Below are 26,311 nucleotides of genomic sequence, written 5' to 3' on the forward strand. Positions count from 1 at the left end.
GTTCCGCAGGCTCAGCCGACGCGGCGTTCCCTGCCGGCCCAGAAGGGTTCGCGCAGCTGGAACTTCTGCAGCTTGCCGGCCGCCGACAGCGGCAGCGCGTCGCGGAACTCCACGCTGCGCGGGCACTTGTAGTTCGCGATGTGCTCGCGGCAGTGGGCGATGACGGCATCGGCCTCCAGCGCCATGCCCTCGCGCCGCACGATCACCGCGTGCACGCGCTCGCCCCACTTGTCGTCGGGCACGCCGATCACCGCAGACATCAGCACCTGCGGCATCTGCGCGATGGCGTTCTCGACCTCGGCCGAATAGACGTTCTCGCCACCGCTGACGATCATGTCCTTCATGCGGTCGACCACGTAGACGAAGCCCTGCTCGTCCATGTAGCCGCCGTCGCCGGTGTGCATCCAGCCGCCGCGCAGCGCGGCCTCGGTCTGCTGCGGCTTGTTCCAGTAGCCCTTCATCACCATCGGGCCGCGCGCGACGATCTCGCCGACCTGCCCGGGAGGCAGCTCCTTGTCTTCGCCATCGACGATGCGCACCTCGGCGATGGGCACCGGCGTGCCCGCCGAACGCAGCAGGCGATCCCGGTCAGGACCGGGCAGATGGCAGTGCGGCGAGAGCGCCGTGACCACGGGCGACAGCTCCGTCATGCCGTAGACCTGCGCGAAGGCGGCGCCGGGAATGGCGCGCATCGCCTGGTCGAGCAGCGCGGCGTCTATGGGCGCGGCACCATAGAACAGCAGCTGCAGGCTCGACAGGTCGAACTCCGCGAAGCGCGGATGCTCGACCACGCGCTTGATCATCGTCGGCACCATGAACATCTCGGTGATGCGCGCGGACTGCACGGCCTGCAGCACCGCCAGCTCGTCGAACATCGGCAGCACGTGCGTGGGCGTGAGCCGCAGCATGTTCTGGATGGTGGCGCCGCAGCCGGCCACATGGAACATGGGCGCGGCGACGAGGGCTACCGCGTTCTGCGCATCGCGCGGCAGGGCCGCCACCGTGCTCAGCGCGTTGATGCAGAGGTTGCCGTGGGTGAGCATCACGCCCTTGGGCTGCCCGGTGGTGCCGCCGGTGTACATGATGGCGGCGAGCTCGTCGGAGTGGTGCGGTGCGTCCTCGACGGGCTCGGCCTGCGCCAGCAGCGCCTCGTAGCCGACCATGCCCTCGGGCACCGCGCCGTCGCCGCAGTAGACCACGGTGCGCAGCGAGGCCGAGAGCTGGCGCAGTGCCGGCACCATCTGCACGAACAGGTCGTCCACCAGCAGGATGCGGGTGTCGCAGTCGTCCAGCGAGTAGGCGACCTCCTTCGGGTTCCAGCGGATGTTGACCGGGTTGATCACGCCGCCGCCCCACCAGGTGCCGAAGAAGTATTCGACGAAGCGGTGCGAGTTGAGGCTCATCATGCCGACGCGGTCGCCGCTGCCCATGCCGAGCTGTTTCAACACGGCGCCCAGGCGCGCGACGCGATCGGCGAGCGTGGCGAAGTCCAGCCGCGTGGCGCCGCACACGATGGCTGCGGCCTTCGGCTTCTCGCGCCGGCCCTTGTGCAGGGGTTGGGTGAGGAACATGGTTGCTGTCTCCGTTCTCTTTTTCCTTCTTCAAGCCCCGCACAGGGGCGCGATGGCTTCCGCCGCCACGCCCCAGCGGCGCAGCACCGTCGGGCCGTCGTCGCGCGCCGCGGGCTGCGGCACCACGGGCGCGGTGCGGCTGAAGCGCGGCGCCGGCGCGGGCTGCACCACGCCGCCCACGTTGGCGAAGGTGCCGCGCGCCACGTTGTGCGGGTGCTCCGGGGCCTCGTCCCAGTCGAGCACGGGCGCGAAGCAGGCGTCGCTGCCCTCGAGCAGCACGCACCACTCGTCGCGCGTGCGGGTGCGGAACACGTCGGCCATGCGCAGCTTGAGCAGCGGCCAGCGGTCGGCGTCCATCTGCGCGTCGAAGGCGGTGTCGTCGGCGATGCCGCAGCGCTCGCGCAGCAGCGCGTAGAACTGCGGCTCGATGGCGCCCACCGCCACGTACTTGCCGTCGGCGCAGGCGTAGGTGTCGTAGAAGTGCGCGCCGCCGTCGAGCATGTTCTCGCCGCGCTGGTTGCTCCACTGGCCGGCCGACCTGAAGCCGTACATCATGGAAGACAGCAGCGCCGCGCCGTCGGTCATGGCTGCGTCGACCACCTGCCCCTGGCCCGAGCCCTTGGCCTCGTGCAGCGCGGCGAGGATGCCGAAGGCCAGCAGCATCGCGCCGCCGCCGAAGTCGCCCACGTAGTTCAGCGGCGGCACCGGCGGCTCGCCCGCGCGGCCGATGGCGTGCAGCGCGCCGCTGATGGCGATGTAGTTGATGTCGTGGCCCGCCGCATGCGCGAGCGGACCGTGCTGGCCCCAGCCGGTCATGCGGCCGTACACCAGCCGCGGGTTGCGCGCGTGGCACTCGGCGGGACCGAGCCCCAGCCGCTCCATCACGCCAGGACGGAAGCCCTCGATGAGCACGTCGGCCCTGGCGATGGCGTCGAGCACCGATTGCGCGGCGCCTTCCGCGCGCAGATCGACCTGCAGCGTGCTGCGCCCGCGCGCGAGGATGTCGTGCGGCGCAGTGCGCGTGCCAGGCCGCTCGATGCGGATCACCTCCGCGCCCATGTCGGCGAAGAGCATCGCGCAGAACGGCCCCGGGCCGATGCCCGCCATCTCGATCACCCGAAGGCCTTGCAGTGGACCAGCCATGGTGCGTCTCCTGTGTGTGGAGGCATCTTGGCGCCGGGCCCACGGCGCCGCATCGTCGAAAGCGACGAATGCGCGGCGCTATGCCATCGCGGCGGCGGCACGCAGCTTCGCCACGCGCCGCAGATGCCACGAAGGCGGGCCGAACTGGCCTTCGATGAGCGTGGCGCGGCGCACGTAGTGGCCCACCGCCAGCTCTTGCGTCATGCCCATGCCGCCGTGCAGCTGCACCGCGCCCTGCCCCACGGCCTTGCAGGCCTTCGCGGCGGCCACCTTGGCGGACGAAACGGCGCGTGCGCGTTCCGGCGCGGATGCCGTGTCGATGGCTTCACCCACGCTGGCGGTGAGCGCCGCCGCCTGTTCCAGCGCCATGTGCATGTCGGCCAGCCGGTGCTGCAGCACCTGGAAGCTCGCGATCGGCACGCCGAACTGCTTGCGCTGGCGCACGTAGTCGAGCGTGTCGCGCATCAGGCGGCGCATGACGCCGACGGACTCGGCGCAGACGGCGAGCGTGGCTTCGTCGAGCGCCTGTTCGATCTGCGGCAGCGCGGCGCCTTCCGTGCCCAGCAAGGCATCGGCGGGCAGGCGCAGGTCGTCGAGGGCGATGTCGGCTGCGCGGCCGCCGTCGCGCGTCGGGTAGGCGCGAAGGCGCAGGCCGGGCGCGTTCTTCGGAACGACGAAGAGCGAGAGGCCGGCACCGCTTCGCGCGCTCAAGAGCAGGTGGCTGGCCCATGGCGCGGCGTGCACCACGGCCTTGCGGCCGTCGAGGCGGAAGGAGCCGTCGGCATCGCGCACGGCTTGGGCCTGTACTTCGGCGCGGTCGTGCCGGCTCTGCGGCTCGGCATGCGCAAAGGCGAGTACGGCGTCGCCGGCGACCACGCGAGCGAGCAGCGCATCGGCCCGCGTGCCGGGGTTGCGCTGCAGCAGGCTGGCGCCGATCACCATCGTCGACAGATAAGGCTCGGCGGCGAGCGCGCCGCCCAGCGTTTCCATCATCGCGAGATGCGCGGCCATGCCGCCGCCGAGGCCGCCCTGCGACTCGGGCAGTGGCGCGCGCAGCAGGTCGAGTTCGGTGGCGAGGCCGCGCCAGAACGGCGGCGGCGCGTCGTCGGCCTTGCGCAGCGCGTACAGGCGCTGCTCGAAGCCGTGGTTGTCGTCGAGGTAGCGCGCGAGGCTGTCGCGCAGCATCGCCAGGGTGTCGTCGCGTTCGGTGGTGGCGTTCATGGAGCGGCTTCTCTCTCAGTTCGCCAGCAGATGGGCAGCGACGATATTGCGCTGCACCTCGTTCGAGCCCGCATAGATCGAGGCCGCGCGGTCGTTGAGGTAGGCCGACATCGAGAACACGGCATCCTCGGGAACGGGCAGCGCGCCGCCCTGCAGGCCGTCGTCCAGCGGCAGGTCGGCGGCGGCGTAGTGGGCGGCGATTTCGACGCCCAGCTCGGTCAGCCGCTGGCGCAGCTCGGAGCCCAGCACCTTGCCCATCGACGGGCGGATGCCGTGCGGCTCGCCGCGGGCCTGGGCGCGCAGCGACTGCAGCTCGGTGGCCTCGAGCGCGTCGATGGCGCATTCGGCTTCGGCGAGGCGCAGGGCCATGTCGTCGGCTTCACGCGTGTCGCCTGCCGCGAAGGCCGCGTCGGCGGCTTGCTGCAGCCGGCGCAGGCGCGCGCGCAGCATCGGCGCCCACGCGCCGCCGCGCTCGTGCTGCAGCAGGTACTTGGCGATGGTCCAGCCCTGGTTCTCCTCGCCGATGAGCCCCTCGGCCGGCACGCGCACGTCGTCGAAGAACACCTGGTTGAGCTCGTGGTCGCCCGAGATGCTGATGATCGGCCGGATGGTGATGCCCGGCGCCGGGATGTCGAAGCACAGGAAGCTGATGCCCTGCTGCGGCTTGCCGCCCGACGCGGTGCGCACCAGGCAGAACATGCGGTTGGCGTACTGGGCGTGGGTGGTCCAGATCTTGGTGCCGTTGATGACGTAGTGGTCGCCATCTCGCACGGCCTTGCACTGCAGCGAGGCGAGGTCGGAGCCCGACTGCGGCTCCGAGTAGCCCTGGCACCAGTAGTCCTCGCCCGAGCGGATGCCGGGCAGCCAGGCGCGCTTCTGCGCCTCGGTGCCGAAGGCGATGATCACCGGCGCGACCATGCCCGGGCCCATGGGCGCGCGCGCCGGCGCGTCGGCGGCCGCCAGCTCGGCCGAGAAGATGTAGTGCTGCATCGGCGTCCAGCCGGTACCGCCATGCTCCACCGGCCAGTGCGGCACGCTCCAGCCGCGCCTGGCGAGGATGCGGTGCCAGCGGTTGCCGTATTCGTAGTCGCTGAAGATGCCCGAGCTGCGCCGGCCGGCGGCGCGCAGCTCGGGCGTCAGCTCGCGCGCCAGGAAGTCTCGAACCTCGTCGCGGAATGCGGTTTCCGCGGCCGTGAGTGCCCAGGCCATGTGTTTGTCGTCTCCAATCGGGATGCTGCGGCGAGTGTGATGCCGGCGGGGGCCGGTGGCATCGTCGGATCGGACGAACGTGGTTTGGCCGCCAGCGACCTACGGATTCCAGTGGACTTTTGTTTTCATCCGGGATAGTCCGATACGCCGCCGCGCCGCTTCCTGTTTCAATCTGCCGGGGAGTCGTTCCGGGCGCAGAAAAATGCGCCGCGCTGAAGGAGCACCGCAGTGAGCACTGTCATTCCCGGCTTCCCGCACGCCAGCGTCGAGCGGCTGTGCGACTACGAACTGCCGGAACCGCCTGCCGCCGCCTCCACCCTTTTCCAGAACCTGCCGGAAGCCGACGGCCCCGAGAAGCTCGCGCTGGCCTGGTGGCTGTGGATGGACGAGCTGGGCAAGAGCATGTTCAGGCACTACGACGCCTGGCGCGAGCAGCTCGGCCACGCGACGGCGAACGGCCCCGATCGCAAGGGCTGACGACCGGCCGCCAGGCTCAGGCGGCGACGGCTTCGCGCTGCGGCACCGCCTTAGCAGGCACGGGCATGTGCTTGGCCCAGTCGATGATTTCCAGCGTGCCGTCGGCATGCTCGGCCAGCGCCGTGAGGCTTTCGACCCAGTCGCCGTCGTTGCAGTAGAGGATGCCGTCGATGTCGCGCATCTCGGCATGGTGGATGTGGCCGCAGACCACGCCCTGCGCGCCGCGCTTGCTGGCCTCGCGCGCCACGGCCACTTCGAAGTCGCCCACGTAGCTCACGGCCCGCTTGACCTTGCCCTTGAGGTACTTGGACAGCGACCAGTACGGCAGCCCCATGCGCGCGCGCAGCGAGTTGAGGTGGCGGTTGAGCTTGAGCGTGAACTCGTAGAGCGAGTCGCCCACGTAGGCCAGCCACTTGGCGCACTGGATCACGCCGTCGAACAGGTCGCCGTGGATGATCCAGAGCTTGCGGCCGTCGGCCGTCTCGTGGATCCACTCGTCGGCCACGTCGATGCCGCCGAAGTTGTGGTGCAGGTACTTGCGGGCGAACTCGTCGTGGTTGCCCGGGATGAAGATCACGCGCGTACCCTTGCGCGCCTTGCGCAGCAGCTTCTGGATCACGTCGTTGTGCGCCTGCGGCCAGTACCAGTGCCGCTTGAGCTGCCAGCCGTCGATGATGTCGCCGACCAGGAACAGGGTCTCGCACTCGGTGTGCTTGAGGAAATCGAGCAGGGCCCGGGCCTGGCTGCCGGGGGTGCCCAGGTGCAGGTCGGAGATCCAGAGGGTGCGGAATTGCAGTGGCGGACGCCCGCGATCGTCGTCCTCGGGGTCGAGGGCCCGGGTCGCGGTGTCGCGCCATGCGCGAAGGAAAGCGTCGTCGCGTTGCATGGCCGGGTAGGCTCCCACCGCCGGGTGACCATACGATGGCGTCCCCGTGACATCCCGATGACTTGTCGCAGCGCAGCAACGCACAATCGCGCGATGCGACCTGGCCAGATCATCGTTCTAGCGACCCCTGTCTTCTTCCTGCTGATGGGGATCGAATTCGCGGTCGGCCGCGCGCGTGCCCGCCGTGGCACGGGACAGGACACCTACCGCCTCGCCGACGCCGTCAACAGCGTCGGGCTGGGCATGCTGAGCCAGATCAGCGCGGTGCTCACCGGCCTTCTGCGCATCGGCATCTACACAGCCGTGTACTCGTCGATCGCGCTCTTTCCGCAGGAAGCAGCGAAGGAGTTCTGGACCGCCTGGTACGGCTGGCTGCTGGCGCTCGTGTTCTACGACTTCTGCTACTACTGGCTGCACCGCATGGGCCACGAGTCGGCCGTGCTGTGGGCCGCGCACGTGGTGCACCACCAGAGCCAGCACTACAACCTCTCGACTGCGCTGCGCCAGACCTCCAGCGGCGCGCTGCTGGGCTGGATCTTCTACCTGCCGATGGCGGTGGCGGGCGTGCCGCCGCTGGTGTTCGTCGTGGTGTCGCTCGTCGACCTGCTCTACCAGTTCTGGGTGCACACCGAGCAGGTGGGCAAGCTGGGCTGGTTCGACCGCTGGTTCTGCTCGCCTTCCAACCATCGCGTGCACCATGCGGTGAACGACCGCTACCTCGACCGCAATTACGGCGGCGTGCTGATCGTGTGGGACCGCATGTTCGGCACCTTCCGCGAGGAGGACGAGCGCTGCGTCTACGGCACGCGCGGCGGGCTGCGCAGCTGGGACCCGCTGTGGGCCAACGCCGAGGTCTACTGGGCGCTCGCGAAGGATTCATGGCACGCGCGCAGCTGGGCCGACAAGCTGCGCGTATGGATCAGGCCGCCGGGCTGGCGGCCGGCCGACGTGGCGGCGCGCTTTCCGAAGCCGCCCTTCGACATCGCGAAGGTGACGCGCTACGAACCGGTGGTTAGCGCGGGCGTTCAGTGGTTCGCGGGCATCCAGTTCCTGCTGCTGGTCGGGTGCGCGGTGGTGTTCCTGTGGTTCTCCGACCTCCTGCCGCTGTCGCATTCGGCCGTGTGGCTGGCCGCGCTGACGGCCATGCTGTGGGCTATCGGCGGCGTTCTGCAGGGGCGGCTGTCTGTCACCGAGGTGCTGCTGATCGAGGCCTGCGCGCTTGCCACGGCCAGCGCGGCACTGGGCATCGGCTGGCTGCACTACCTGTTCAAGCCGCTGGCGCTGTCGATCGCGATCTTCCTCGCGGCCCGGCGGGCGCTTTCGGCCGGCCCGATCACCGGCTTCGATGGCCTGCTGCTGGCGGGCCTGGTCGCCTCGCTGGCAGGCGACGTGCTGCTGATGGGGCCGGGCGGGATGTTCGTGCCGGGCCTCGTGTGCTTCCTGCTGGCCCACCTTGCCTACATCGCGCTGTTTCGCATCGGCGTGGGCCTGTTCCCGCGGCCGGGGGCGCTGGCGGCCACGCTGCTGGTCGGCGCGGGGATGTACGCCTTTCTCTGGCACGGCGGGCTGCCTGCGGCGCTGCGGATCCCGGTCGGCGCCTACGTGGTGGTGATCGCCTGCATGGCGGCGCAGGCGATCGGGCGCGCCGCGGTGCTGCGCCGGGCCGACCCATCGGCCCCATGGGTGGCGGTGGGCGCGTGCTTCTTCATGCTGAGCGACTCGCTGCTGGCAACCAACAAGTTCGTGGCGCCATTGCCGCTGGCGCAGCTGTGGGTGCTGGCGACGTACTACGCGGCGCAGGTGCTGATCGTGCGGCACGCCCGGCCCAAGGCCTGACTTCGGCTCGCTCGCTCCCCGCTGGACCTAATCGGCGCAGCGCTGGATTTCCACCGTCGAGTGGCGGATCTCCTCGTGCATCGAGAAGCAGGCCCGCACCTCGTCGGCCGTGAGCGTCGGCGAGTGGGTCACCACCGTGAGCGCGCAGGCATACGCGTCGCGGCCCACGCGCCAAACGTGCAGGTCGGCCACGCGGGTCTCGGAGTCGGCCAGCAGGGTCTCGACGCCTTCCCTGATCTCCTGCGTGACGGGGTGGTCCATCTCGCGGTCGAGCAGCACCTTGCCGGTTTCCTTCAGCAGTCCCTTGGCCCAGACCGCCACCAGCACCGCGCCGACGATGCCCATGGCCGGGTCGAGCCAGGCCCAGCCGTAGAACCAGCCGCCCAGCAGCGCCGCGATCGCGAGCACCGAGGTGGCGGCGTCGGCCACGACGTGCAGGTAGGCCGAGCGCAGGTTCAGGTCGTGGCCATGGTGGTCGTGATGGCCGTGCCCATGGTGATCGTGCGCATGGCCGTGGTCGTGCCCGTGATGGTGATGCGCCCCGCCCAGCAGCCGCGCGCAGACCAGATTGACCACCAGCCCCAGCACCGCCACCGCGATCGCTTCGGGGTAATGGATGGCCGAGGGCGACCACAACCGCTCCAGCGAGCCCACCACCATCAGCGCCGCCACACCCAGCAGCGCCAGCGCGCTCGCGAAGCCGCCGAGCACCTCGATCTTCCAGGTGCCGAAGGCGAAGCGCGGGTCGCGCGCGTAGCGGCGCGCGGCGGCGTAGGCGAAGGCGCTCAGCCCGATGGCCAGCGCGTGCGAGCTCATGTGCCAGCCGTCGGCCAGGAGCGCCATCGAGTTGAACCACCAGCCGGCGCCGATCTCGACGACCATCATCGCGAAGGTGATCCACATCACCAGGCGCGTGCTGCGCTCGGCGGAAGAGGTGTCCGCGCCGAAATGGTGGTCGTGCTGCCAGGCGCTCAGGTCATGGGTGTGCATGGAATTCAGGCTCCAAAGAGATCGGGACCGTCGGCGGCGCGGCCCGAAGGCGGCGCCACGCCCAGGTGGCGGTAGGCGGCCAGCGTGGCGATGCGCCCGCGCGGGGTGCGCTGCAGATAGCCCTGCTGGATGAGGTAGGGCTCGATGACGTCCTCGATGGTGTCGCGCTCCTCGCCGATGCTGGCGGCCACGTTGTCCAGGCCGACCGGGCCGCCGTCGAAGCGGTGGATGACGGCCTCCAGCAGCTTGCGGTCCATCAGGTCGAAGCCCTGCGGATCGACGTCGAGCATGGCCAGCGCGCGGTGGGCGATGTCTTCGGTGATGCGGCCGGTGCCCTTGACCTCGGCGTAGTCGCGCACGCGGCGCAGCAGGCGGTTGGCGATGCGGGGCGTGCCGCGCGAGCGGCGGGCGATCTCGAAGCCGCCGGCCGGGTCGGCCTCAACCTTGAGCAGGCCGGCGCTGCGGTGCACGATCAGCGCCAGCTCCTCGGGCGTGTAGAACTCCAGCCGCGCGACGATGCCGAAACGGTCGCGCAGCGGGTTGGTCAGCATGCCGGCGCGGGTGGTCGCGCCCACCAGCGTGAAGGGCTGCAGGTCGAGCTTGATGCTGCGCGCCGCGGGGCCCTCGCCGATCATGATGTCGATCTGGTAGTCCTCCAGCGCGGGGTACAGGATTTCCTCGACGACCGGGCTCAGCCGGTGGATCTCGTCGATGAAGAGCACGTCGTTCGGCTCCAGGTTGGTCAGCAGCGCCGCCAGGTCCTTGGGCTTCTCGAGCACGGGGCCGGAGGTCTGGCGCAGGTTCACGCCCAGTTCGGCGGCGATGATGTGCGACAGCGTGGTCTTGCCCAGGCCCGGCGGGCCGAAAAGCAGCACGTGGTCGAGGGCTTCCTGCCGCTTGCGCGCGGCGCCGATGAAGATCTCGAGCTGCTCGCGGACCTTGGCCTGGCCGACGTATTCGTCGAGCAGCTTGGGGCGCAGGGCCCGTTCGATCGCCTCCTCGTTGGGCGAAGCGGGGGCTGCGGACACCACGCGTTGGGGAGCGGGCGCGAAATCGTCTGTCTGGATGGTCATTTGCTGGGGGTGTGCGACTACAAGTTTAGTCCCGAGCGCCGCGCCGGGCCGCCCCAAGCAAGCGAGCGCCCCCTCGGGGGGCAGCGAGGACACGCAGTGCCGAGCGTGGGGGCCTGTTCTTCGCTGGCAGAATGCTTCGGCCATATAACGAACGAGGGGAAGCCAGCACGTGTCGATCTACGAACTGAAGCCGCGTTTCCAGGCCCTGCTGCGGCCTCTGGTGATCCGGCTGCATGCGATGGGCGTCACCGCCAACCAGGTCACGCTGGCGGCATGCGCGGTATCGGTGGCGCTCGGACTCTGGCTCTTCTTCGCGGCGCCCTCGCTGGCGGCCTTCGGGCTCATCCCGCTGTGGATGTTCCTGCGCATGGCCTTCAACGCCATCGACGGCATGCTGGCGCGCGAGCACAACCAGCAGAGCAAGCTGGGCGCCTTCCTCAACGAACTGACCGACGTGGTCTCCGACGCGGCGCTGTACCTGCCTTTCGCGCTGGTCCAGCCCTTCGGCGGCTTCTGGGTCGGCACCGTCATCGTGCTGGCCGGGCTGAGCGAATTCGCCGGCGCGCTGGGCCCCACCGTGGGCGCCTCGCGCCGCTACGACGGCCCGCTGGGCAAGAGCGACCGGGCCTTCGTGTTCGGCGCGCTCGGCCTGTACGTGGCGCTGGGCGGGCCGCTGCCGGGCTGGACGGCCTGGCTGATGCCGCTCGTGGCCGCGCTCGTGGCCTGGACCATCACCAACCGCATCCGCCGGGCGCTGGCGGAGGCAGACGACAAGAATCAGACAGGGACTCAATGACGAACACCACTCCACGCATCGCCGAGGAACTCCACTTCCAGACGCACGACGGCGAATCGCTCTTCTATCGCCGCTGGCCCGCCACGGGGGCCGCGCGGCGCGGCGCCGTGCTGCTTTTCCACCGCGGCCACGAGCACGGCGCGCGCATGGCGCACCTGGTCGACGAGCTCGACCTGCCCGACTTCGACTTCTACGCCTGGGACGCCCGCGGCCACGGCCGCTCGCCGGGCCAGCGCGGCTACAGCCCCAGCTTCGGCAATTTGGTGCGCGACGTGCAGACCTTCGTGCAGCACATCGGCGCGGTGCACGGCGTGCCCGAGCAGGACATCCACGTGGTCGCGCAGAGCGTGGGCGCGGTGCTGATCGCCACCTGGGCGCACGACTACGCGCCCAAGGTGCGCGGCCTCACGCTCGCCTCGCCGGCCTTCAAGGTCAAGCTCTACGTGCCCTTCGCGCGGCCCGGCCTGGCGCTGATGCACAAGCTGCGCGGCCTGTTCTTCGTCAACAGCTACGTGAAGGCGAAGTTCCTCACGCACGACCCGGAGCGCATCGCCAGCTACGAGAGCGACCCGCTCATCAGCCGGCCGATCGCCGTCAACATCCTGCTGGGCCTCTACGAAGCGGCCGAACGCGTGGTGGCCGACGCCAACGCGATCACGCTGCCGGTGCAGCTGCTCATCTCGGGCGCCGACTGGGTGGTGCACCACAAGCCGCAGCACCAGTTCTTCGAGCGGCTGGGCAGCGCCGTGAAAACCAAGACCGAGCTGCCGGGCTTCTTCCACGACACGCTGGGCGAGAAGGACCGCGCGCCGGCCGTGGCGCAGATCCGCGAATTCATCCTGCAGCGCTTCGACGAGCCCGCCGTGCCGGTGGACCGCCGTGAGGCGCATTTGAGCGGCGAGACGGCCGACGAGTCGCGCGCGCTGGCCGAGCCGCTGTCGCCCCTGTCGCCGCGCGGCGCCTACTGGGCCATGACGCGCGCCGGGCTGAAGCTGGGCGGCACGATGTCGGAGGGCATCAAGCTGGGCCACGAAACCGGCTTCGACTCCGGCAGCACGCTCGACTACGTCTACCGCAACCATCCGCAGGGCAGCTCGTTCATCGGCCGCTCCATCGACAAGACCTACCTGGAATCGATCGGCTGGCGCGGCATCCGCCAGCGCAAGATCCACGTCGAGGAGCTGCTGCGCATCGCGATGGAGCGGCTGGCCGAGATGCACCGCGAGGTGCGCGTGATGGACATCGCCGCCGGCCACGGCCGCTACGTGCTCGACGCGGTGCAGGCCAGCCCGGTGAAGGCCAGTTCGATCCTGCTGCGCGACTACAGCGACATCAACGTGCGCGACGGCCGCGCGCTCATCGCCGAGAAGGGCCTGGAGGACATCGCCCAGTTCGTGCAGGCCGACGCCTTCGACCGCATGAGCCTGGCCAGCGTCACGCCGCGGCCCACGCTGGCGGTGGTGTCGGGCCTGTACGAGCTCTTCCCCAACAACGAGATGGTGCGCCGCTCGCTCGCGGGCGTGGGCGACGCGGTGGAAGACCGCGGCTACCTGGTCTACACCGGCCAGCCCTGGCATCCGCAGCTCGAGATGATCGCGCGCGCCCTCACCAGCCACCGCCAGGGCGAGGCCTGGGTGATGCGCCGCCGCACGCAGTACGAAATGGACCAGTTGGTGGAAGAAGCGGGCTTCCGCAAGATCGACCAGCGGGTCGACGAGTGGGGCATCTTCACGGTGTCGCTGGCGGTGCGCGTCGCGCAATGACGACCGCCCCGCCGGCACGACGGCCCTGGAAGCGCGCAGCCGCCTGGCTGGTGCTGCTGGGGCCGCTGTTCTACGCGACCTACGGCTTCGCCAACTGGTGGGCCACCACGCGCGCCAACGTGCCGTCGATGGCTTTCGAGTGGGAGCGGCATGTGCCGTTCTGGCCTTGGACCATCTTTCCGTACTGGACGATCAACGCCTTCTACGCGCTGTCGCTCTTCCTCGCGCGCAGCAAGCATGCGCTCGACCGCCACGCGCTGCGGCTGCTGACGGCCACCATCGTCGCCTGCACCTGCTTCGTGCTTTGGCCGCTGCACTTCAGCTTCGGGCAGCCGCCGGTCGACGGGGCGCCGGCCTTCCTGTTCAACGCGCTGCGCGGCTTCGACCAGCCCTTCAACCAGGCGCCCTCGCTGCACATCGCGCTGGCGGTGATCCTGTGGGACTGGTATCGCCAGTTCCTGAAGCCGCTGTGGGCGCGGCTGGTGCTGCACGTGTGGGCCTTCGCCATCTGCGCGTCGGTGCTCACGACCTGGCAGCACCACTTCATCGACATTCCGACCGGCGCGCTGCTCGGCATCTTCTGCGTCTGGCTGTGGCCGCTGGAGCGCGTGGTGGCCATGCCGCGCGCCTGGCGCACCACCCGCGATCCGCAGCGCTGGAAGCTGGCGGGCTTCTACGCGGTGGGCGCGGCGCTGTTCCTGGCGGCGGCGCTCTACGGCGGCGGCATCGCGCTGTGGCTCGCCTGGCCGGCCGCCTCGCTGGCGCTGGTGGCGCTGAACTACGCGGGCTTCGGCGCGCGCGGCTTCCAGATGGACGGCCATGGCCGCATGGCCTGGGCGGCGCGGTGGATGCTCGCGCCCTACCGGCTCGGCGCCGCCATCAACGCCTGGCTCTGGACGCGCAGCCTGCCGGCCTCGGTCGAGATCGTGCCGGGCCTGCGGCTGGGCCGCCGGCCGACGCACGCCGAATGGCTGGCGGCCGGTCGGCCCCGGCTGGTGAGCCTGTGCGCCGAGCTGCAGCTGCCCGCCGGCGTGCCGCACGCGCGCTGCGTACCTATCCTCGACCTGACGGTGCCACCCACCGTGCGCCTGCAGCGCGCGGCGGCGGTCATCGAAGGCCAGCGCAGGAACGCGGACGGTGCCACAGTGTGGGTCTGCTGCGCGCTCGGCTTCTCGCGCAGCGCGGCGGCGGTGATCGCCTGGCTGGGCCGCTACGGCGCGGCCGGTGGCGTCGCCCAGGCCGAGGACACGGTGCGCCGGGCACGGCCGCAGATCGTGCTGCGGGATGCGTGGCGGGTCTCCCTGGAGCCGTTCGAGCCCTTGCAGGAGGTGCCGCACCATGACCGATGACAACGACAGAACCACATGCGCCGCGCTCGCGGCGCTGCTGCGCGCCATGGCGCTGCTGGCCCTCTGGGGCTTCGCGCTCACCTGCATCTCGGCGCTGGTGCTCGCGCTGACGCTGCGTTCGCTCTCGACCACCGCCACCATGGGCTTCGGCGCCGTCGTCATCCTCGGCGCGCTGGAGCGCTACTTCGCGTTCCGCCTGCGCTTCGACGAGGCGCTGTTCGACGGCCTCGCGCGCAACACCGTCGCCTCGCTCGAGGCGCTCGATCGCGCGCTCTCCTCGCTCGGGCTGCGCGAGCCGCCGCCTTCGCAGCATGCGCCCCGCCCGCTCGACGACCGCGTGCAGGGCACCCGCCAGCTCATGCAGCGCCACGCCATCGTGGTGGCCTGCCAGAGCGCCTTGTTCCTACTAGCCTTGATGACACAGGACTTGTCATGACTCTCCCCCAGGCTTGCCCACTGCGTGTGGCCTCCTCCCCCCTCGCCGCGGGCCGCACCGGCGGCCCGGCAAAGCCAGTTCCGCGGTGCGCACCGAACCAGGCGTTCACGCCGGAGGCGACGCTTTGAGCGATAGCACGGACAAGCCCGAAAGCACCGTGCTGCGGCGCGGGCTCGCCATCGTGGCGGGCAAGCTCATCATCGGCGCGGCGGGGCTGCTGACCGGCGTGCGCGCCATCTGGTCGGGCACCACGCCCAAGGCCGAGCAGACGCTGTACTTCGCCAACCACACCAGCCACGGCGACTTCGTGCTGCTGTGGGCCACCCTGCCGCCCGACCTGCGCGCGCTGACGCGGCCGGTGGCGGGGCAGGACTACTGGATGGCCTCGAAGCTGAGGCAGTTCATCGGCATCGACGTGTTCAACGCGCTGATGATCCGCCGCGACGGCTCGGGCCAGGGCGAGAACCCGGTGGAGCAGATGAAGCAGGCGCTGGACGCTGGCGACTCGCTCATCATGTTCCCCGAGGGCACGCGCAACACCGGCGACGAGATCCTGCTGCCCCTGAAGAGCGGCCTCTTCCACCTGGCGCGCGCCTGCCCCAACGTGCGGCTGGTGCCGGTGTGGATCGAGAACCTCAAGCGCGTGCTGCCCAAGGGCACGCTGGTGCCGATTCCGCTGGCGTGCACGGTGCGCTACGGAGCGCCGATCTCGCTGGCAGAGGGCGAGGACAAGACCAGCTTCATTGCCCGCGCTCGCGCCGCCATGCTCGACCTGCGGCCCGAGTACGACCGCATCGAGGAGAACGGTACGGCCGGCAGCCAGAACGGCAACGGAGGAGCCGCAGCATGATCGAGCTCTCTCCCTTCGCGTGGACCACGCTCAAGCTCTTCGGCGGCGTGGCCGGCGTGCTGGTGCTGGCCTCGGCCATCGGCGCGCTGCTCAAGTGGAAGGTGGCGCACGGCCAGCCGCACTCCGTGATCGACAACCTCAACTCGCGCGTCAACGCGTGGTGGGTGATGGTGGCGGTGATCGGCATCGCCTTCGCCTTCGGCAAGGGCGGCGTGATCGTCCTGTTCTACCTGATCTCGTTCTACGCGCTGCGCGAGTTCATCAGCCTGGCCTACACGCGCCGCGGCGACCATGCGCCGATCGCGCTGGCCTTCTACCTCGCGCTGCCGGGGCAGTACTTCCTGATCTGGATCGACTGGTACGGGCTCTACGCCATCTACATCCCCGTCTACGCCTTCCTGCTGTTGCCCATTCTGGCGGCGGTGGGCGGCGACACGCGGCGCTTCCTGGAGCGCACCTCGAAGATCCAGTGGGGGCTGATGGTGTGCGTGTTCTGCATCAGCCACGTGCCCGCGCTGCTCACGCTGCAGATTCCGGGCTTCGAGGGCCGCAACCTGCTGCTGATCGCCTTCCTCGTGATCGTGGTTCAGGGCAGCGACGTGCTGCAGTACGTGTGGGGCAAGCTCTTCGGCAAGCGCAAGGTGGCGCCCGAGCTCTCGCCCTCCAAGACATGGGAAGGCCTGGTCGGCGGCGTGGCCAGCGCCACCGCGCTGGGCGCGGCGCTGTACTGGGCCACGCCCTTCAACCCATGGCAGGCGGCGCTGATGGCGCTCACCATCTGCCTCATGGGCTTCTTCGGCGGGCTCGTGATGTCGGCCATCAAGCGCGACCGCGGCGTGAAGGACTGGGGCTCGATGATCGAGGGCCATGGCGGCATGCTCGACCGGCTCGACTCGGTGATCTTCGCGGCGCCCATCTACTTCCACGCGCTGCGCTACTGGTGGGTGCCATGAGCAAGGCGCGAGAGCAAGAAGAGCGCGTCGTGCACGAGGCGCCCCTGGAGTGCGCCAACGCAGCCGCGTGGGCGCGCTGGCTCGGGCGCCACCACGCCAGCGCCGCCGGAATATGGCTGCGCATCGCGAAGAAGGACAGCGGCATCGCCTCCGTCGACTACGCCGCCGCGCTCGAAGAAGCGCTGTGCTGGGGCTGGATCGACGGCCAGCGCAGGAGCGACGACGCGCAGTACTTCCAGCAACGCTTCACGCCACGCACCAAGCGCAGCATCTGGTCGCAGATCAACCGCGCCAAGGTGCTCAAGCTCATCGAGGAAGGCCGCATGCAGCCGGCCGGCCATGGCGAGATCGAACGCGCCAGGGCCGACGGCCGCTGGGAGGCGGCTTACGAGGGCGTCAGCGCCGCGACGGTGCCGCCCGACCTGCAGGCCGCGCTCGACGCCAACAAGAAGGCCGCGAAGTTCTTCGCCACGCTCGATTCGCGCAACCGCTTCGCGGTGCTGTTCCGCATCCAGGGCGCGAAGAAACCCGAGACCCGCGCGCGCCGCATCGCGCAGTTCGTGGAGATGCTCGCCAAGGGCGAGAGGATCCACCCCTGAGCCTCATCCGGCTCCTCCTCAGGTGCCGGCGGCGATGCGCGCCAGCCGGTCCGCATCGACGATGCGGATGCGCTTGTAGCGCATGTCGATGGCGCCCTCTTCCACCAGGCGCCCCAGTTCCTTGTTGATGGTCTGGCGCGACAGGCCCAGCATGGCCGCCAGGTCGTTCTGCGACAGCCGCACCAGCGGGCCCCCGGCGTCCTCTGCGGTTCCAGGACCCTGCCCGCCGTAGAAGTGGACCAGGCTCATCAGCGTGGCCGCCACACGCCCGTGGATCGAGTTGAGCATCTGGTTCTGCAGCAGCACGATGCTCAGCCGCTGGCGCTGCAGGCCCAGCTTGGCCACGTCGCGCCACAGCACCGGCTCGGCGTCGAGCACCGCGATCACCGCGTCGCTGGGCAGGTGGACGATCACCGAATCCTCGTGCGCGTGGTAGTCGTAGGCCAGCGGAACGTCTTCCAGCAGCCGCACCAGCGGCGCCACCTGTCCCGGGCCCAGCAGTGCGTTGACGTACTTGCGGCCGTTGGCGCTCATGCTGCTGATCTCGAGGCAGCCCGACACCACCACCAGCAGCTCGCGCCGGTGGCGGTCGTGCGCGAGCACCTGCGTGCGCCGGCTGTAGCGCTCCATGCGCGCGGACTTCATGAGCTCGGTGCGGCGCGCGTCGGGCCAGCGCGAGAACAGCTCGTTCCAGCGCAGTGCGCGCTCGATGAGCGCGGCGCTCTCTTCGGCGTTCCTGGGGGTGGAGCGGGGCGATCGGGTCAGCGGGTTCTCCCTGCCGTGATGTTCATGAATCTGTCAAAGCGTTGACAGATTCGGGAGGGCGTCATTTCTATCGTAAGCACCGGACATCCACAAGCACACAAGCGGCACCGCCATGCATCCGCATGCGGCAAGCCCTACCGGAGACAAGCAGCACATGAAGAAGACAGCCGCCGCCGGCCTCGCGCTGGCGGCCTACTCCTCGCTCACCCTGGCCCAGAGCAGCGTGACCATCTACGGCACGGTCGACCTCTACATGGCCTTCGCCAAGTCGGGCATCACCTCGTCGAAGCGGCTCGAAGATGGCGGCCAGACCGCCTCGCGCCTGGGCTTTCGCGGCACCGAGGACCTCGGCGGCGGGCTCAGCGCGCATTTCACGCTCGAAAGCGGCTTCGCGCCCGACACCGGCAACGGCACGCTGCCCGGGCCGGCCATGTCGTTCAGCCGGCAGTCCTTCGTGGGCCTGTCGGGACCGTGGGGCCAGATCGATGCGGGCCGCATGTACACGCCGATGTTCTACACGCTGTTCAAGGCCGACCCGTACGGCGTGAACTCGGTGTTCTCGCCGATCAACCTGGTGGCCGCCACCGACGCGCAGCCGGGGCTCACGCCCTTCGCCGCGCGTGCCAGCAACATGGTGCGCTACCGCACGCCGGCCAGCAGCGACTTCTTCGCGGACATCGCCTACGCGCCGGGCGAATCGAGCGCGCCCAGCCACCAGAGCGGCAACTTCTACGGCGGCAGCCTGGGCTGGTCGCGCAAGCCCTACTACATCGCCTACGCCTTCCAGCGCGCGCGCTCCGGCTCGGCCGCCGCGCCCGTTGCCGAACCGGCCACCACCACCTACCAGGCACTGAGCGGCGCCTACGAGCTGCCGGACATCGGGCTGCAGTTCTATGCCAACTACGTGCGCAACAGCTCGAACCTGCCGCGCGTGCCCACGGCGAAGCTCGCGAGCCTGGGCGTCACCTACAACGTGACGCCCGCCTCGAACCTGATGTTCGAGGCCATGCAGCGCAAGGTGGACGGCACTGGGCGCGCACAGCTGGCCTGGACGCTGGGCTACGACTACTACCTGAGCAAGCGCACCGTGCTCTATGCGCGCTGGCTGCGCCTGCTCAACCGGCACGGTGCCTCGGCCTCGCTCGCGACCATCGCCGTCGCGCCCGACAGCGGCGCCGGCGTGCGCGTGCTCGCCGCCGGCATCCGCCACAACTTCTGAAACCGCTCCTCTTTCCTCTATCCATGGATTTCTTCTCGTCCCAGGCCGAATCGCTCTCGGCCCTGTTCGCGCCAAGCTCCATCGCGGTGGTCGGCGCCTCGTCCAGCCCGCAGAAGATCGGCGGCATCCCCATCGACTACCAGCGCCGCTTCGGCTTCGACGGCGCGCTCTACCCGGTCAACCCCAACGCCGGGCGCATCCAGGAGCTGCAGGCCTGGCCCGACCTGCGGTCCATCGGCAAGCCGGTGGATCTGGCCATCCTCGCCGTGCCCGCCGCGCTGGTCGACGGCGCGCTCGACGACGCAATCGCCGCGAAGGTGAAGGGCGTGGTGCTGTTCTCGTCGGGCTTCGCCGAGACCGGCGCCGAGGGCGCGGCCGCGCAGGCGCGGCTGGGCGACAAGGCGCGCGCGGCCGGGGTGCGGCTCATCGGGCCCAACTGCCTGGGCTTCATGAACATCGCGCGCCATGTCTACGCGACCTTCTCGCCGGCGCCCGGCGTGGGCCGCGTGGCGGCAGGGCGCATCGGGCTGGTGAGCCAGTCGGGCGCGTTCGGCGCGTATGCGTACTCGATGGCGCGGGCGCGCGGCGTGGGCCTGTCGCTGTGGGCCACCACCGGCAACGAGGCCGACGTGCAGTTCGCCGACTGCCTCGCCTGGCTGGCGCAGGACCCGGCCACCGACGTGATCATGGGCTACATGGAAGGCTGCCGCGACGGCCCTCGCCTGCGCGCCGCGCTGGCCCTCGCGCAGGCGAACGGCAAGCCGGTGGTGATGGTCAAGGTCGGCAGCACGGCGCTTGGCGCGCAGGCCGCGGCCTCGCACACCGCCGCGCTGGCAGGCGACGACGCGGTGTATGACGCTGTGTTCCGCCAGTACGGCGTGCTGCGCGCGCGCAATCTCACCGAGTTCTTCGACCTGGCCCACAGCGCGGCCGTGGCCGGCCGGCCGCGCGACCGCTCGATCGGCCTGTTCACGCTCTCTGGCGGCGTGGGCGCGCTGATGGCCGACGAGGCCTCGGCGCAGGGCCTGGACGTGCAGCCGCTCAGCGATGCGGCACAGGACACGCTGCGCAGCTGGGTGCCCTTCGCGGCGCCGCGCAACCCGGTCGACATCACCGGGCAGGTCACCAACGACATGAGCCTGCTGGAGCGCAGCGCCCGTGTGATGCTCGACGACCGGGGCTTCTCATCGTGGATGGGCTTCCTCGCGGCCGCGGGCGCGTCGGACGCCTTCTGGCCGGTGCTGCGCGAACTGGTGGGCTCGCTGCGCGCGGCCTATCCCGACACGCTGCTGGCCATCAGCACGCTGCTGGCGCCCGAGCGCCGCGCGGAGCTGGAAGCGATGCGCTGCCTGGTGTTCGCCGATCCCTCGGACGGCATCCGCACGATCGCCGCGCTGGCCGGATTGAAGACCGGCGTGCGGCCTTCGACGGTCCCGGCTCTCGCCTCGAATCCGCTGAAGCTGTCCCCCGGCGCCATGTCCGAGCCCGACGCGCTGGCGCTGCTTGCCGAGGCCGGCGTGCCGGTGGTCGAGCACCGGGTGGTGCGCAGCGCCGACGAGGCAGCCGCAGCCGCCGAGGCCATCGGCGACGCGGTGGTGGTGAAGATCGTCAGCGCGGACATCCCGCACAAGTCGGACGTCGGCGGCGTGGCGCTCGGGCTGCGCGGCGCGGCGCAGGCGCGCGAGGCCTTCGAGCGCACGCGCGACCATGCCCTTTCGGCACGGCCTGATGCGCGGCTCGACGGCGCGCTGGTGGCGCGCATGCTGACCGGCGGCGTCGAATGCATCGCGGGCGTGCACCGCGACCCGGTGTTCGGGCCGGTGCTGATGTTCGGCCTGGGCGGCATCCACGTCGAGACGCTGCGCGACGTGTCGCTGCGCGCGCTGCCGATCACGCGCGACGACGCGCTGGCCATGGTGCGCGAGCTGCGCGCCTTCGCGATCCTCCACGGCGCGCGCGGGCGGGCGCCGGTCGATCTCGAATCGATCGCCGATGCCCTGTGCGCGCTGGCGGGCTTCGCGCTGCGCGCAGGCGATTCGCTCGACAGCGCCGAGATCAACCCGCTGATCGCGCGGCCGCGGGCCGACGGCGGCTGCGTGGCGGTCGATGCGCTGATCGTCGGACGCGCCGCATGAACAACCACGGGAGACAGACCGCATGACGACATCGAAGAGACAACTTGCCATGCTCGGCATCCTCGGCATGGGCGCCGCCATCGCGCACGCCGAAGCGCCCTTTCCGTCGAAGCCGCTGCGCATCGTCGTGCAGTACCAGGCGGGCGGCTCCACCGACATCCTCGCGCGCATCGTGGCGGAGGGGCTGTCGAAGCGGCTGGGCCAGCCGGTGGTGGTCGAGAACCGCAGCGGCGCGGGCGGGATCATCGGCACCGACTACGTCGCAAAGAGCGCGCCCGACGGCTACACGCTGCTGCTGACGGTGCCGGGCCCGGTCACCGCGAACATGGTGCTCTACAGCAAGCTGCCCTACGACCCGCGCACCGACCTGCGCATGGTCTCGGACATCGCCACCACGCGCACCGTGCTGGCGGTGCATCCTTCCGTGCCGGCGAAGGACTTCAGGAGCCTCATCGCCACGGTGAAGGCAGCGCCCGGCAAGTACACGATGGGCTCGTGGGGCCCGGGCACGCAGCCGCACCAGATCCAGGTCTACATGGACAAGACCTACGGCCTACAGACGCTGCACGTGCCCTACAAGGGCGAGAGCCCGATGGCGGTGGACCTGATCAGCGGCGTCATCAACATGACGGTCGGCTCGGTCACCACGCTGCAGCCGTACATCGCGGCCGGCAAGCTGCGTGCGCTCGCGGTGGCCGGCCCGCGCCGCGCCAAGGCGCTGCCCGACGTGCCGACCTTCGCCGAGCAGGGCTACGCCGACGAGGTCTATGCGCTGACCGGCCCGACCTCGCTGATGGCGCCCGCGAAGACGCCCGACGCGGTGGTCGAGCGGCTGGGGCGCGAAGTCAGCGCGGTGATCCGCCAGCCCGAGGTCAGCCGCCGCATCGAGGAACTCGGCGCCGAGCCGGTGGGCAACCTGCCGGCCGAGGCCACCGCTGCCTACAAGGCATTCCTTCCCGTGACGCTGCGGCTCACGCAGGCCACGGGCGTGAAGCTCGATTGAACCGATCCATGAACTCCAGCAAAGAGACATCCCGATGACCGCTCCCGATTCCACCGTCACTGCCGCGCGCAAGGCGCTGGCCCGCTCCATCGGCCTGGCTGCCTTCGTCTACGGCTATCCGCTCACCGAGACCTACCGCACCTGCGCGATGCAGACCGCGCCCCGGGGTGAGCGCCGCACCGGTGCCTCGCACGGTTCGGACGTGCGCGCGCCGGTGAACACGCTGCACCATGCGCCGCGCCCTTCCACCGATGAAGACCGCGACGTGGTGACGCCAGCCAACGACCTGCTCTACACCATCGCCTGGGTGCACCTGGCGCAGGGGCCGATGCTGCTGACCGTGCCCGCGTCGTCGCGCCACCCGGGCCGCTACTTCGTGCTGCCGCTGTATGACGCCTACACCGAGAACTTCGAGAACCTGGGGCCACGCAACTGCAACCCCGAGGGCGAGACGGTGGTGCTCGTCGGCCCCGGCGGCACGGTGCCGGCATCGCTCGCGGGCCACCGCGTGGTGCGCTGCCCGACCGACCTCGTCTGGCTGATCGGCCGCATCCTCGTCGGCGACGAGAGTGACTGGCCGGCCGCGCGCGCGCTGCAGTCCGAGATCAGGCTGGAGCCCGCCCCCGGCACAGTGCTGCAGGAACGGCCCGCCGCCGTCGAACACTGGGACGGCCCGGCGGTGGATGCCATGGCCGCCGCCTTCGAGAACGGTGAGCCGGCCGCGCAGGTGGCGCCGCGCTTCTTCATCAACATGTGCCTGGAGCTCGCGGAGGCGCCGGGCCGCGTGGAAGACCGCGCGCTGGTCGCCTGGTTCGGCCAGGCCGGGCTGCGGCCGGACGCCGCCTTCTCGTGGGACACGCTGGACGAGCCCGCGCGCGAAGGGCTGATCGAAGGCTTCGCCGAAGGCGTGCAGCTGGTAGGTGCCGCGGGCCGCAACCGCCGCCCCAAGCCTTGGTCGATGACGCCTTCCACCGGCCGCTACGGCAACGAGTTCCTCGGCCGCGCCCGCACCGCCTACCTGGGCCTGGGCGCGCTGGCCACCAGCGAGGCGGTGTACGCCGCCGCGCACTACGACGAAAAGCAGGAGCCGCTGGACGGCCAGCGCAGCTACACGATGCGCTTCGAGGCCGATGACCTGCCGCCCGCAGATGCCTTCTGGTCGGTGACGCTCTACGACGCCGACCGTTTTCTCTACCCCAACGAGATCAGGCGCCACGCGATCGGCGACCGCACGCCCGGACTGAAGCGCGCGGCCGACGGCAGCCTGGAGCTCAGCCTGAGCCACGCGCGCCCGGCCGACACATCCAACTGGCTGCCCGCGCCGGCCGGCCGCTTCTACCTGATCCTGCGCATGTACTACCCGCGCGAAGGCGTGCAGAGCTGGCGCATTCCCGCCCTGCAGGCGCGGGAGGCCTGAGCGATGCAGACGACAACCATCGACGACGAACTGCGCACGCTGGCCGAGAAGGCCGTCGTCTACGCCTTTCCGCTATACGAGATGAGCCGCATGCGCGCCGCCACCTCGCCGCAACGCACCGACAGCGCCGGCGAAGCGCCCAAGCCCCATCGCTGGTGCAACGTGTTCACCCACGCGCGCCAGCTGCTGGGAGCGGGCAAGAGCCGCGTGGTGACGCCGAACAACGACACGCTCTACACCAACGCATGGCTGGACCTGGGCGACGGCCCGCTGGTGATCGACGTGCCCGACACGGCCGGGCGCTACTACGTGCTGGGCCTGCTGGACTTCTACACGAACCCCTTCGCGCATATCGGCCAGCGGCTCACGGGCACGGCCGCGCGCTCCTTCCTCGTCACGCCTCCGGGCTGGCGCGGGGAAGTGCCGGCCGCGTTCGCGCAACCCGGCTCGCACATCGAGGCGCCGACGCGCTGGCTGTGGGTCATCGGCCGCATCCTGGTCGACGGGCCGGGCGACGTGCCCGCAGTCAATGCGCTGCAGGATGGCTTCGTCGTGCGCACGCTCGGCGACTGGCGGGCCGGCAAGGCGGCATCGATGTCGAAGCACTTCGACCCGGCCTGCGACCCGAAGGCGCCGCTGGGCGCCGAGAACTTCGCCACCCAGGTGAACCGCGCGCTGCGCGAGAACCTGCCGCCCGCGCGCGATGCCGCTGTGCTCGCCCGCTTCGCGCGGCTCGGGCTGGGCCCCGATGCCGGCACGCCCGACGAAACGCAGCTCGGCCTGCTGCAGGACGCGCTCGATGCCGTGCTGCCGCGCCTGCGCAATGCGCAGTCGGGCACCACGGCGCCTTCGGGCTGGGTGCAGATGCCGCTGGTCGAAGGCAGCTTCGGCGACGACCACCTGGCGCGCGCGCTGGTGGCGCTCAAGTACATCGGCATGCTCGAAAGCCGCGAGGCGACCTATCCGCTGGCCTGGCACGACGCCACGGGGCGCAAGCTCGAGGGCAGCGGCCGCTACACACTGCGCTTCGCGCCGGGCGCGCTGCCGCCGGTCGAAGCCTTCTGGTCGCTCACGATGTACGACAGCCGCGACTACATGCTGGTGGACAACCCCATCGACCGCTACGCCATCGGCGACCGCACGCCGGCGCTGCGCCGCGATGCGGACGGCGGGCTCACGCTGCACATCCAGCATGCGAGCCCCGAGGGCGAGACCGCGCGCGCGAACTGGCTGCCGGCGCCCCCCGGCGATTTCTACCTGTGCCTGCGCGCCTACATGCCGCGCGAGGAAATGCTGGACGGCCGCTATGCGCTGCCGGCGCTGGTGCGTATCGCGGAGGCCGCATGAGCACCAACAACAGTACGGGCAACACTGAACAGGAAAAGCCCTTCCTCATCGTCGGCACGGGCACCGAGACGGTTGCGCCGGGGCTGCACATCCTGCGCGGGCAGGGACAGTCCTTCGTGGCCGAGACCGATGCCGGCCTCGTGGTGATCGACGCCGGGCCGGGCGGCGCGGTGACGCAGGGCATGATCGACGCGGTGCGCCAGATCAGCAACGCGCCGCTGCATGCGCTGTGCTTCAGCCACGGGCACGTGGGCTACAACTCCGGCGTGCCGATGTGGCTCGCGCATGCCGCGCAGCGCGGGGATGCGCCGCCGCGCGTCATCGCGCACCGCAACGTGCCGAAGCGCCACGCGCGCTACCGCGAGACCGAGACGCTGCAGCACCGCATGGCGGAGATCCAGTTCAACCGGCCCGCCGGTTTCTTCGACCACCGGCTCGCCATGCATCCGCCCACGGAGATCTTCGACGACCGGCTGCAGATCGGCCAGGGCGACAGCCGCATCGAGCTGCGCTGGGCACCTTCGGAGACCGACGATGCGATCGCGCTGTGGAGCCCGTCGCAGCGCGTGCTGTACGGCGGCGCGGCGCTGATCGACTCGATTCCCAACATCGGCACGCCGTTTCGCACGATGCGCGACACGGTGCGCTGGGCCGACACGCTCGAAGCGCTCGCCGCGCTCGGTGCGCGCAAGGCGGTGCGCGAGTTCGGCGCCACGCTCGAAGGCGAGGAGCAGGTGCGGCACGTGCTCACGCACACCGCGCGCGCGCTGCGCTGGCTGCGCGCCGAGGTCGTGCGGCTGATGAACGAGGGGCACAACGAGCGCGGCGTGCTGGCGCGCATGCGCTTTCCCGACGAGCTGTTCGGCGTCGAGTGGATGAAGCCCACCTATGGCGACCCCGGCTACATCGTGCGCGACATCTACCGCTCGGAGAACGGCTGGTGGGACCGCAACCCGACCTCGCTGCATCCCGAGGCGCCGGAGGCCATCGGCCGGGCCGTGGCGGAGGCCATCACCGACAAGCGCGGCGTGATCGTGCGGGCGTGCGGCTTCGCGAAGGAAGGCCGCTGGCAGCTCGCGCTGCACGTGATCGACCTGCTGGCCACGGCCGAGGGCGACGCGCCCGAGATCGTGGAGGCGCGCTCGCTGAAGGCCGAATGGCTGCGCGAGCGCGCGCGGCAGGTGCCGAGTTACGTCTCGCGCAACCTGTATCGCGTGGGCGCGGACATGATCGAGCAGGGAACGCAGGCGCGCTTCGGCATCCACTGACAAAC

At 70.4% G+C, this 26,311-nt stretch carries 24 protein-coding genes; 16 read left to right on the forward strand and 8 right to left on the reverse strand.

Features of this window, described 5'->3' with window-relative positions; genetic code table 11:
• Window positions 1–11 precede the first annotated feature (11 nt).
• The 4 genes from ABL844_RS27870 to ABL844_RS27885 form a co-directional block, all read right to left on the reverse strand.
• Window positions 12–1,571: a long-chain-fatty-acid--CoA ligase gene (locus ABL844_RS27870; protein WP_418129687.1), complete on the reverse strand. Its 1,560-nt coding sequence runs from the start codon at window positions 1,569–1,571 to the stop codon at window positions 12–14.
• A 30-nt stretch (window positions 1,572–1,601) separates the two neighbouring features.
• Complete coding sequence (locus tag ABL844_RS27875) at window positions 1,602–2,714, reverse strand: CaiB/BaiF CoA transferase family protein (RefSeq protein ID WP_418129688.1); 1,113 nt, start codon at window positions 2,712–2,714, stop codon at window positions 1,602–1,604.
• Window positions 2,715–2,792: 78 nt separating this feature from the next.
• Window positions 2,793–3,935: an acyl-CoA dehydrogenase family protein gene (locus tag ABL844_RS27880; RefSeq protein ID WP_418129689.1), complete on the reverse strand. Its 1,143-nt coding sequence runs from the start codon at window positions 3,933–3,935 to the stop codon at window positions 2,793–2,795.
• A 15-nt stretch (window positions 3,936–3,950) separates the two neighbouring features.
• A complete protein-coding gene (locus ABL844_RS27885; RefSeq protein ID WP_418129690.1) occupies window positions 3,951–5,144 on the reverse strand; it encodes an acyl-CoA dehydrogenase family protein in 1,194 nt (397 codons plus the stop codon).
• Between the two features lie 228 nt (window positions 5,145–5,372).
• On the opposite strand from ABL844_RS27885, the gene ABL844_RS27890 reads away from it, so the two are divergent.
• Window positions 5,373–5,621: a hypothetical protein gene (locus tag ABL844_RS27890; protein ID WP_126023668.1), complete on the forward strand. Its 249-nt coding sequence runs from the start codon at window positions 5,373–5,375 to the stop codon at window positions 5,619–5,621.
• Between the two features lie 16 nt (window positions 5,622–5,637).
• Here ABL844_RS27890 and ABL844_RS27895 read toward each other — a convergent pair whose 3' ends face one another.
• The gene (locus tag ABL844_RS27895; RefSeq protein WP_418129691.1) at window positions 5,638–6,507 is read right to left on the reverse strand and encodes a UDP-2,3-diacylglucosamine diphosphatase; all 870 of its coding nucleotides are present in this window, start codon (window positions 6,505–6,507) and stop codon (window positions 5,638–5,640) included.
• A 93-nt stretch (window positions 6,508–6,600) separates the two neighbouring features.
• Here ABL844_RS27895 and ABL844_RS27900 point away from each other — a divergent pair, with 93 nt between their 5' ends.
• The gene (locus ABL844_RS27900; RefSeq protein WP_418129692.1) at window positions 6,601–8,343 is read left to right on the forward strand and encodes a lysoplasmalogenase family protein; all 1,743 of its coding nucleotides are present in this window, start codon (window positions 6,601–6,603) and stop codon (window positions 8,341–8,343) included.
• Window positions 8,344–8,370: 27 nt separating this feature from the next.
• Here the strand turns inward: ABL844_RS27900 and dmeF are convergent, their stop codons facing one another.
• Together dmeF and ruvB are read right to left on the reverse strand one after the other, a co-directional pair.
• A complete protein-coding gene (gene dmeF / locus ABL844_RS27905; RefSeq protein ID WP_184640854.1) occupies window positions 8,371–9,333 on the reverse strand; it encodes a CDF family Co(II)/Ni(II) efflux transporter DmeF in 963 nt (320 codons plus the stop codon).
• A 5-nt stretch (window positions 9,334–9,338) separates the two neighbouring features.
• The gene (gene ruvB, locus ABL844_RS27910) at window positions 9,339–10,406 is read right to left on the reverse strand and encodes a Holliday junction branch migration DNA helicase RuvB (protein WP_418129693.1); all 1,068 of its coding nucleotides are present in this window, start codon (window positions 10,404–10,406) and stop codon (window positions 9,339–9,341) included.
• Between the two features lie 169 nt (window positions 10,407–10,575).
• Between ruvB and ABL844_RS27915 the strand changes: the two genes are divergently transcribed.
• The 7 genes from ABL844_RS27915 to ABL844_RS27945 all read left to right on the forward strand — a co-directional run bounded on the left by ABL844_RS27915 (window position 10,576) and on the right by ABL844_RS27945 (window position 17,152).
• A complete protein-coding gene (locus ABL844_RS27915; protein WP_126023673.1) occupies window positions 10,576–11,202 on the forward strand; it encodes a CDP-alcohol phosphatidyltransferase family protein in 627 nt (208 codons plus the stop codon).
• Window positions 11,199–12,965, forward strand: a complete 1,767-nt coding sequence (locus ABL844_RS27920; protein ID WP_418129694.1) for a bifunctional alpha/beta hydrolase/class I SAM-dependent methyltransferase — start codon at window positions 11,199–11,201, stop codon at window positions 12,963–12,965. Before ABL844_RS27915 ends, ABL844_RS27920 begins: the two co-directional genes overlap by 4 nt.
• On the forward strand, window positions 12,962–14,314 hold the full coding sequence (locus ABL844_RS27925; RefSeq protein ID WP_418129695.1) for a phosphatase PAP2/dual specificity phosphatase family protein: 1,353 nt from the start codon (window positions 12,962–12,964) through the stop codon (window positions 14,312–14,314). Before ABL844_RS27920 ends, ABL844_RS27925 begins: the two co-directional genes overlap by 4 nt.
• Window positions 14,304–14,750: a hypothetical protein gene (locus ABL844_RS27930; RefSeq protein WP_126023676.1), complete on the forward strand. Its 447-nt coding sequence runs from the start codon at window positions 14,304–14,306 to the stop codon at window positions 14,748–14,750. Before ABL844_RS27925 ends, ABL844_RS27930 begins: the two co-directional genes overlap by 11 nt.
• 124 nt (window positions 14,751–14,874) lie before the next feature.
• Entirely contained in the window at window positions 14,875–15,600 is a 726-nt protein-coding gene (locus tag ABL844_RS27935) for a lysophospholipid acyltransferase family protein (protein WP_221297648.1), read from the forward strand.
• Entirely contained in the window at window positions 15,597–16,553 is a 957-nt protein-coding gene (locus tag ABL844_RS27940) for a phosphatidate cytidylyltransferase (protein WP_369660743.1), read from the forward strand. The genes ABL844_RS27935 and ABL844_RS27940 overlap by 4 nt, the downstream gene beginning before the upstream one ends.
• Entirely contained in the window at window positions 16,550–17,152 is a 603-nt protein-coding gene (locus ABL844_RS27945) for a YdeI/OmpD-associated family protein (protein WP_418129696.1), read from the forward strand. Before ABL844_RS27940 ends, ABL844_RS27945 begins: the two co-directional genes overlap by 4 nt.
• Before the next feature lie 18 nt (window positions 17,153–17,170).
• On the opposite strand, the gene ABL844_RS27950 is transcribed toward ABL844_RS27945, so the two are convergent.
• A complete protein-coding gene (locus ABL844_RS27950) occupies window positions 17,171–17,782 on the reverse strand; it encodes a Crp/Fnr family transcriptional regulator (protein ID WP_126023815.1) in 612 nt (203 codons plus the stop codon).
• Here ABL844_RS27950 and ABL844_RS27955 point away from each other — a divergent pair.
• The 7 genes from ABL844_RS27955 to ABL844_RS27985 all read left to right on the forward strand — a co-directional run bounded on the left by ABL844_RS27955 (window position 17,781) and on the right by ABL844_RS27985 (window position 26,306).
• Window positions 17,781–17,936 carry a hypothetical protein gene (locus ABL844_RS27955; RefSeq protein WP_354425458.1) on the forward strand — a complete coding sequence of 52 codons (156 nt, stop codon included), beginning with the start codon at window positions 17,781–17,783 and terminating at the stop codon, window positions 17,934–17,936. The genes ABL844_RS27950 and ABL844_RS27955 overlap by 2 nt on opposite strands.
• Before the next feature lie 135 nt (window positions 17,937–18,071).
• Window positions 18,072–19,136: a porin gene (locus ABL844_RS27960; RefSeq protein WP_418129697.1), complete on the forward strand. Its 1,065-nt coding sequence runs from the start codon at window positions 18,072–18,074 to the stop codon at window positions 19,134–19,136.
• Window positions 19,137–19,159: 23 nt separating this feature from the next.
• Entirely contained in the window at window positions 19,160–21,271 is a 2,112-nt protein-coding gene (locus tag ABL844_RS27965; protein WP_418129698.1) for an acetate--CoA ligase family protein, read from the forward strand.
• Window positions 21,272–21,320: 49 nt separating this feature from the next.
• Entirely contained in the window at window positions 21,321–22,274 is a 954-nt protein-coding gene (locus tag ABL844_RS27970) for a Bug family tripartite tricarboxylate transporter substrate binding protein (protein ID WP_418120527.1), read from the forward strand.
• A 34-nt stretch (window positions 22,275–22,308) separates the two neighbouring features.
• On the forward strand, window positions 22,309–23,691 hold the full coding sequence (locus ABL844_RS27975; RefSeq protein ID WP_418129699.1) for a DUF1254 domain-containing protein: 1,383 nt from the start codon (window positions 22,309–22,311) through the stop codon (window positions 23,689–23,691).
• Between the two features lie 3 nt (window positions 23,692–23,694).
• Window positions 23,695–25,038, forward strand: coding sequence for a DUF1254 domain-containing protein (locus ABL844_RS27980; RefSeq protein WP_418129700.1), 1,344 nt, complete (start codon window positions 23,695–23,697; stop codon window positions 25,036–25,038).
• A complete protein-coding gene (locus ABL844_RS27985; RefSeq protein WP_418122827.1) occupies window positions 25,035–26,306 on the forward strand; it encodes an alkyl sulfatase dimerization domain-containing protein in 1,272 nt (423 codons plus the stop codon). Before ABL844_RS27980 ends, ABL844_RS27985 begins: the two co-directional genes overlap by 4 nt.
• Window positions 26,307–26,311 lie beyond the last annotated feature (5 nt).

This window comes from Variovorax sp. 278MFTsu5.1 (genome assembly GCF_048305045.1).
Taxonomy (GTDB): Bacteria; Pseudomonadota; Gammaproteobacteria; order Burkholderiales; family Burkholderiaceae_C; genus Variovorax; species Variovorax guangxiensis.

Coding starts and splice junctions, on each gene's coding strand:
- ABL844_RS27965 (WP_418129698.1), top strand. CDS start 19,160: ATGGATTTCTTCTCGTCCCAGGCCGAATCGCTCTCGGCCCTGTTCGCG.
- ABL844_RS27930 (WP_126023676.1), top strand. CDS start 14,304: ATGACCGATGACAACGACAGAACCACATGCGCCGCGCTCGCGGCGCTG.
- ABL844_RS27885 (WP_418129690.1), bottom strand. CDS start 5,144: ATGGCCTGGGCACTCACGGCCGCGGAAACCGCATTCCGCGACGAGGTT.
- ABL844_RS27880 (WP_418129689.1), bottom strand. CDS start 3,935: ATGAACGCCACCACCGAACGCGACGACACCCTGGCGATGCTGCGCGAC.
- dmeF (WP_184640854.1), bottom strand. CDS start 9,333: ATGCACACCCATGACCTGAGCGCCTGGCAGCACGACCACCATTTCGGC.
- ABL844_RS27940 (WP_369660743.1), top strand. CDS start 15,597: ATGATCGAGCTCTCTCCCTTCGCGTGGACCACGCTCAAGCTCTTCGGC.
- ABL844_RS27900 (WP_418129692.1), top strand. CDS start 6,601: ATGCGACCTGGCCAGATCATCGTTCTAGCGACCCCTGTCTTCTTCCTG.
- ABL844_RS27950 (WP_126023815.1), bottom strand. CDS start 17,782: ATGGAGCGCTACAGCCGGCGCACGCAGGTGCTCGCGCACGACCGCCAC.
- ABL844_RS27870 (WP_418129687.1), bottom strand. CDS start 1,571: ATGTTCCTCACCCAACCCCTGCACAAGGGCCGGCGCGAGAAGCCGAAG.
- ABL844_RS27980 (WP_418129700.1), top strand. CDS start 23,695: ATGCAGACGACAACCATCGACGACGAACTGCGCACGCTGGCCGAGAAG.
- ABL844_RS27970 (WP_418120527.1), top strand. CDS start 21,321: ATGCTCGGCATCCTCGGCATGGGCGCCGCCATCGCGCACGCCGAAGCG.
- ABL844_RS27945 (WP_418129696.1), top strand. CDS start 16,550: ATGAGCAAGGCGCGAGAGCAAGAAGAGCGCGTCGTGCACGAGGCGCCC.
- ABL844_RS27920 (WP_418129694.1), top strand. CDS start 11,199: ATGACGAACACCACTCCACGCATCGCCGAGGAACTCCACTTCCAGACG.
- ABL844_RS27960 (WP_418129697.1), top strand. CDS start 18,072: ATGAAGAAGACAGCCGCCGCCGGCCTCGCGCTGGCGGCCTACTCCTCG.
- ABL844_RS27955 (WP_354425458.1), top strand. CDS start 17,781: ATGCGCGCGGACTTCATGAGCTCGGTGCGGCGCGCGTCGGGCCAGCGC.
- ABL844_RS27975 (WP_418129699.1), top strand. CDS start 22,309: ATGACCGCTCCCGATTCCACCGTCACTGCCGCGCGCAAGGCGCTGGCC.
- ABL844_RS27895 (WP_418129691.1), bottom strand. CDS start 6,507: ATGCAACGCGACGACGCTTTCCTTCGCGCATGGCGCGACACCGCGACC.
- ABL844_RS27925 (WP_418129695.1), top strand. CDS start 12,962: ATGACGACCGCCCCGCCGGCACGACGGCCCTGGAAGCGCGCAGCCGCC.
- ruvB (WP_418129693.1), bottom strand. CDS start 10,406: ATGACCATCCAGACAGACGATTTCGCGCCCGCTCCCCAACGCGTGGTG.
- ABL844_RS27985 (WP_418122827.1), top strand. CDS start 25,035: ATGAGCACCAACAACAGTACGGGCAACACTGAACAGGAAAAGCCCTTC.
- ABL844_RS27875 (WP_418129688.1), bottom strand. CDS start 2,714: ATGGCTGGTCCACTGCAAGGCCTTCGGGTGATCGAGATGGCGGGCATC.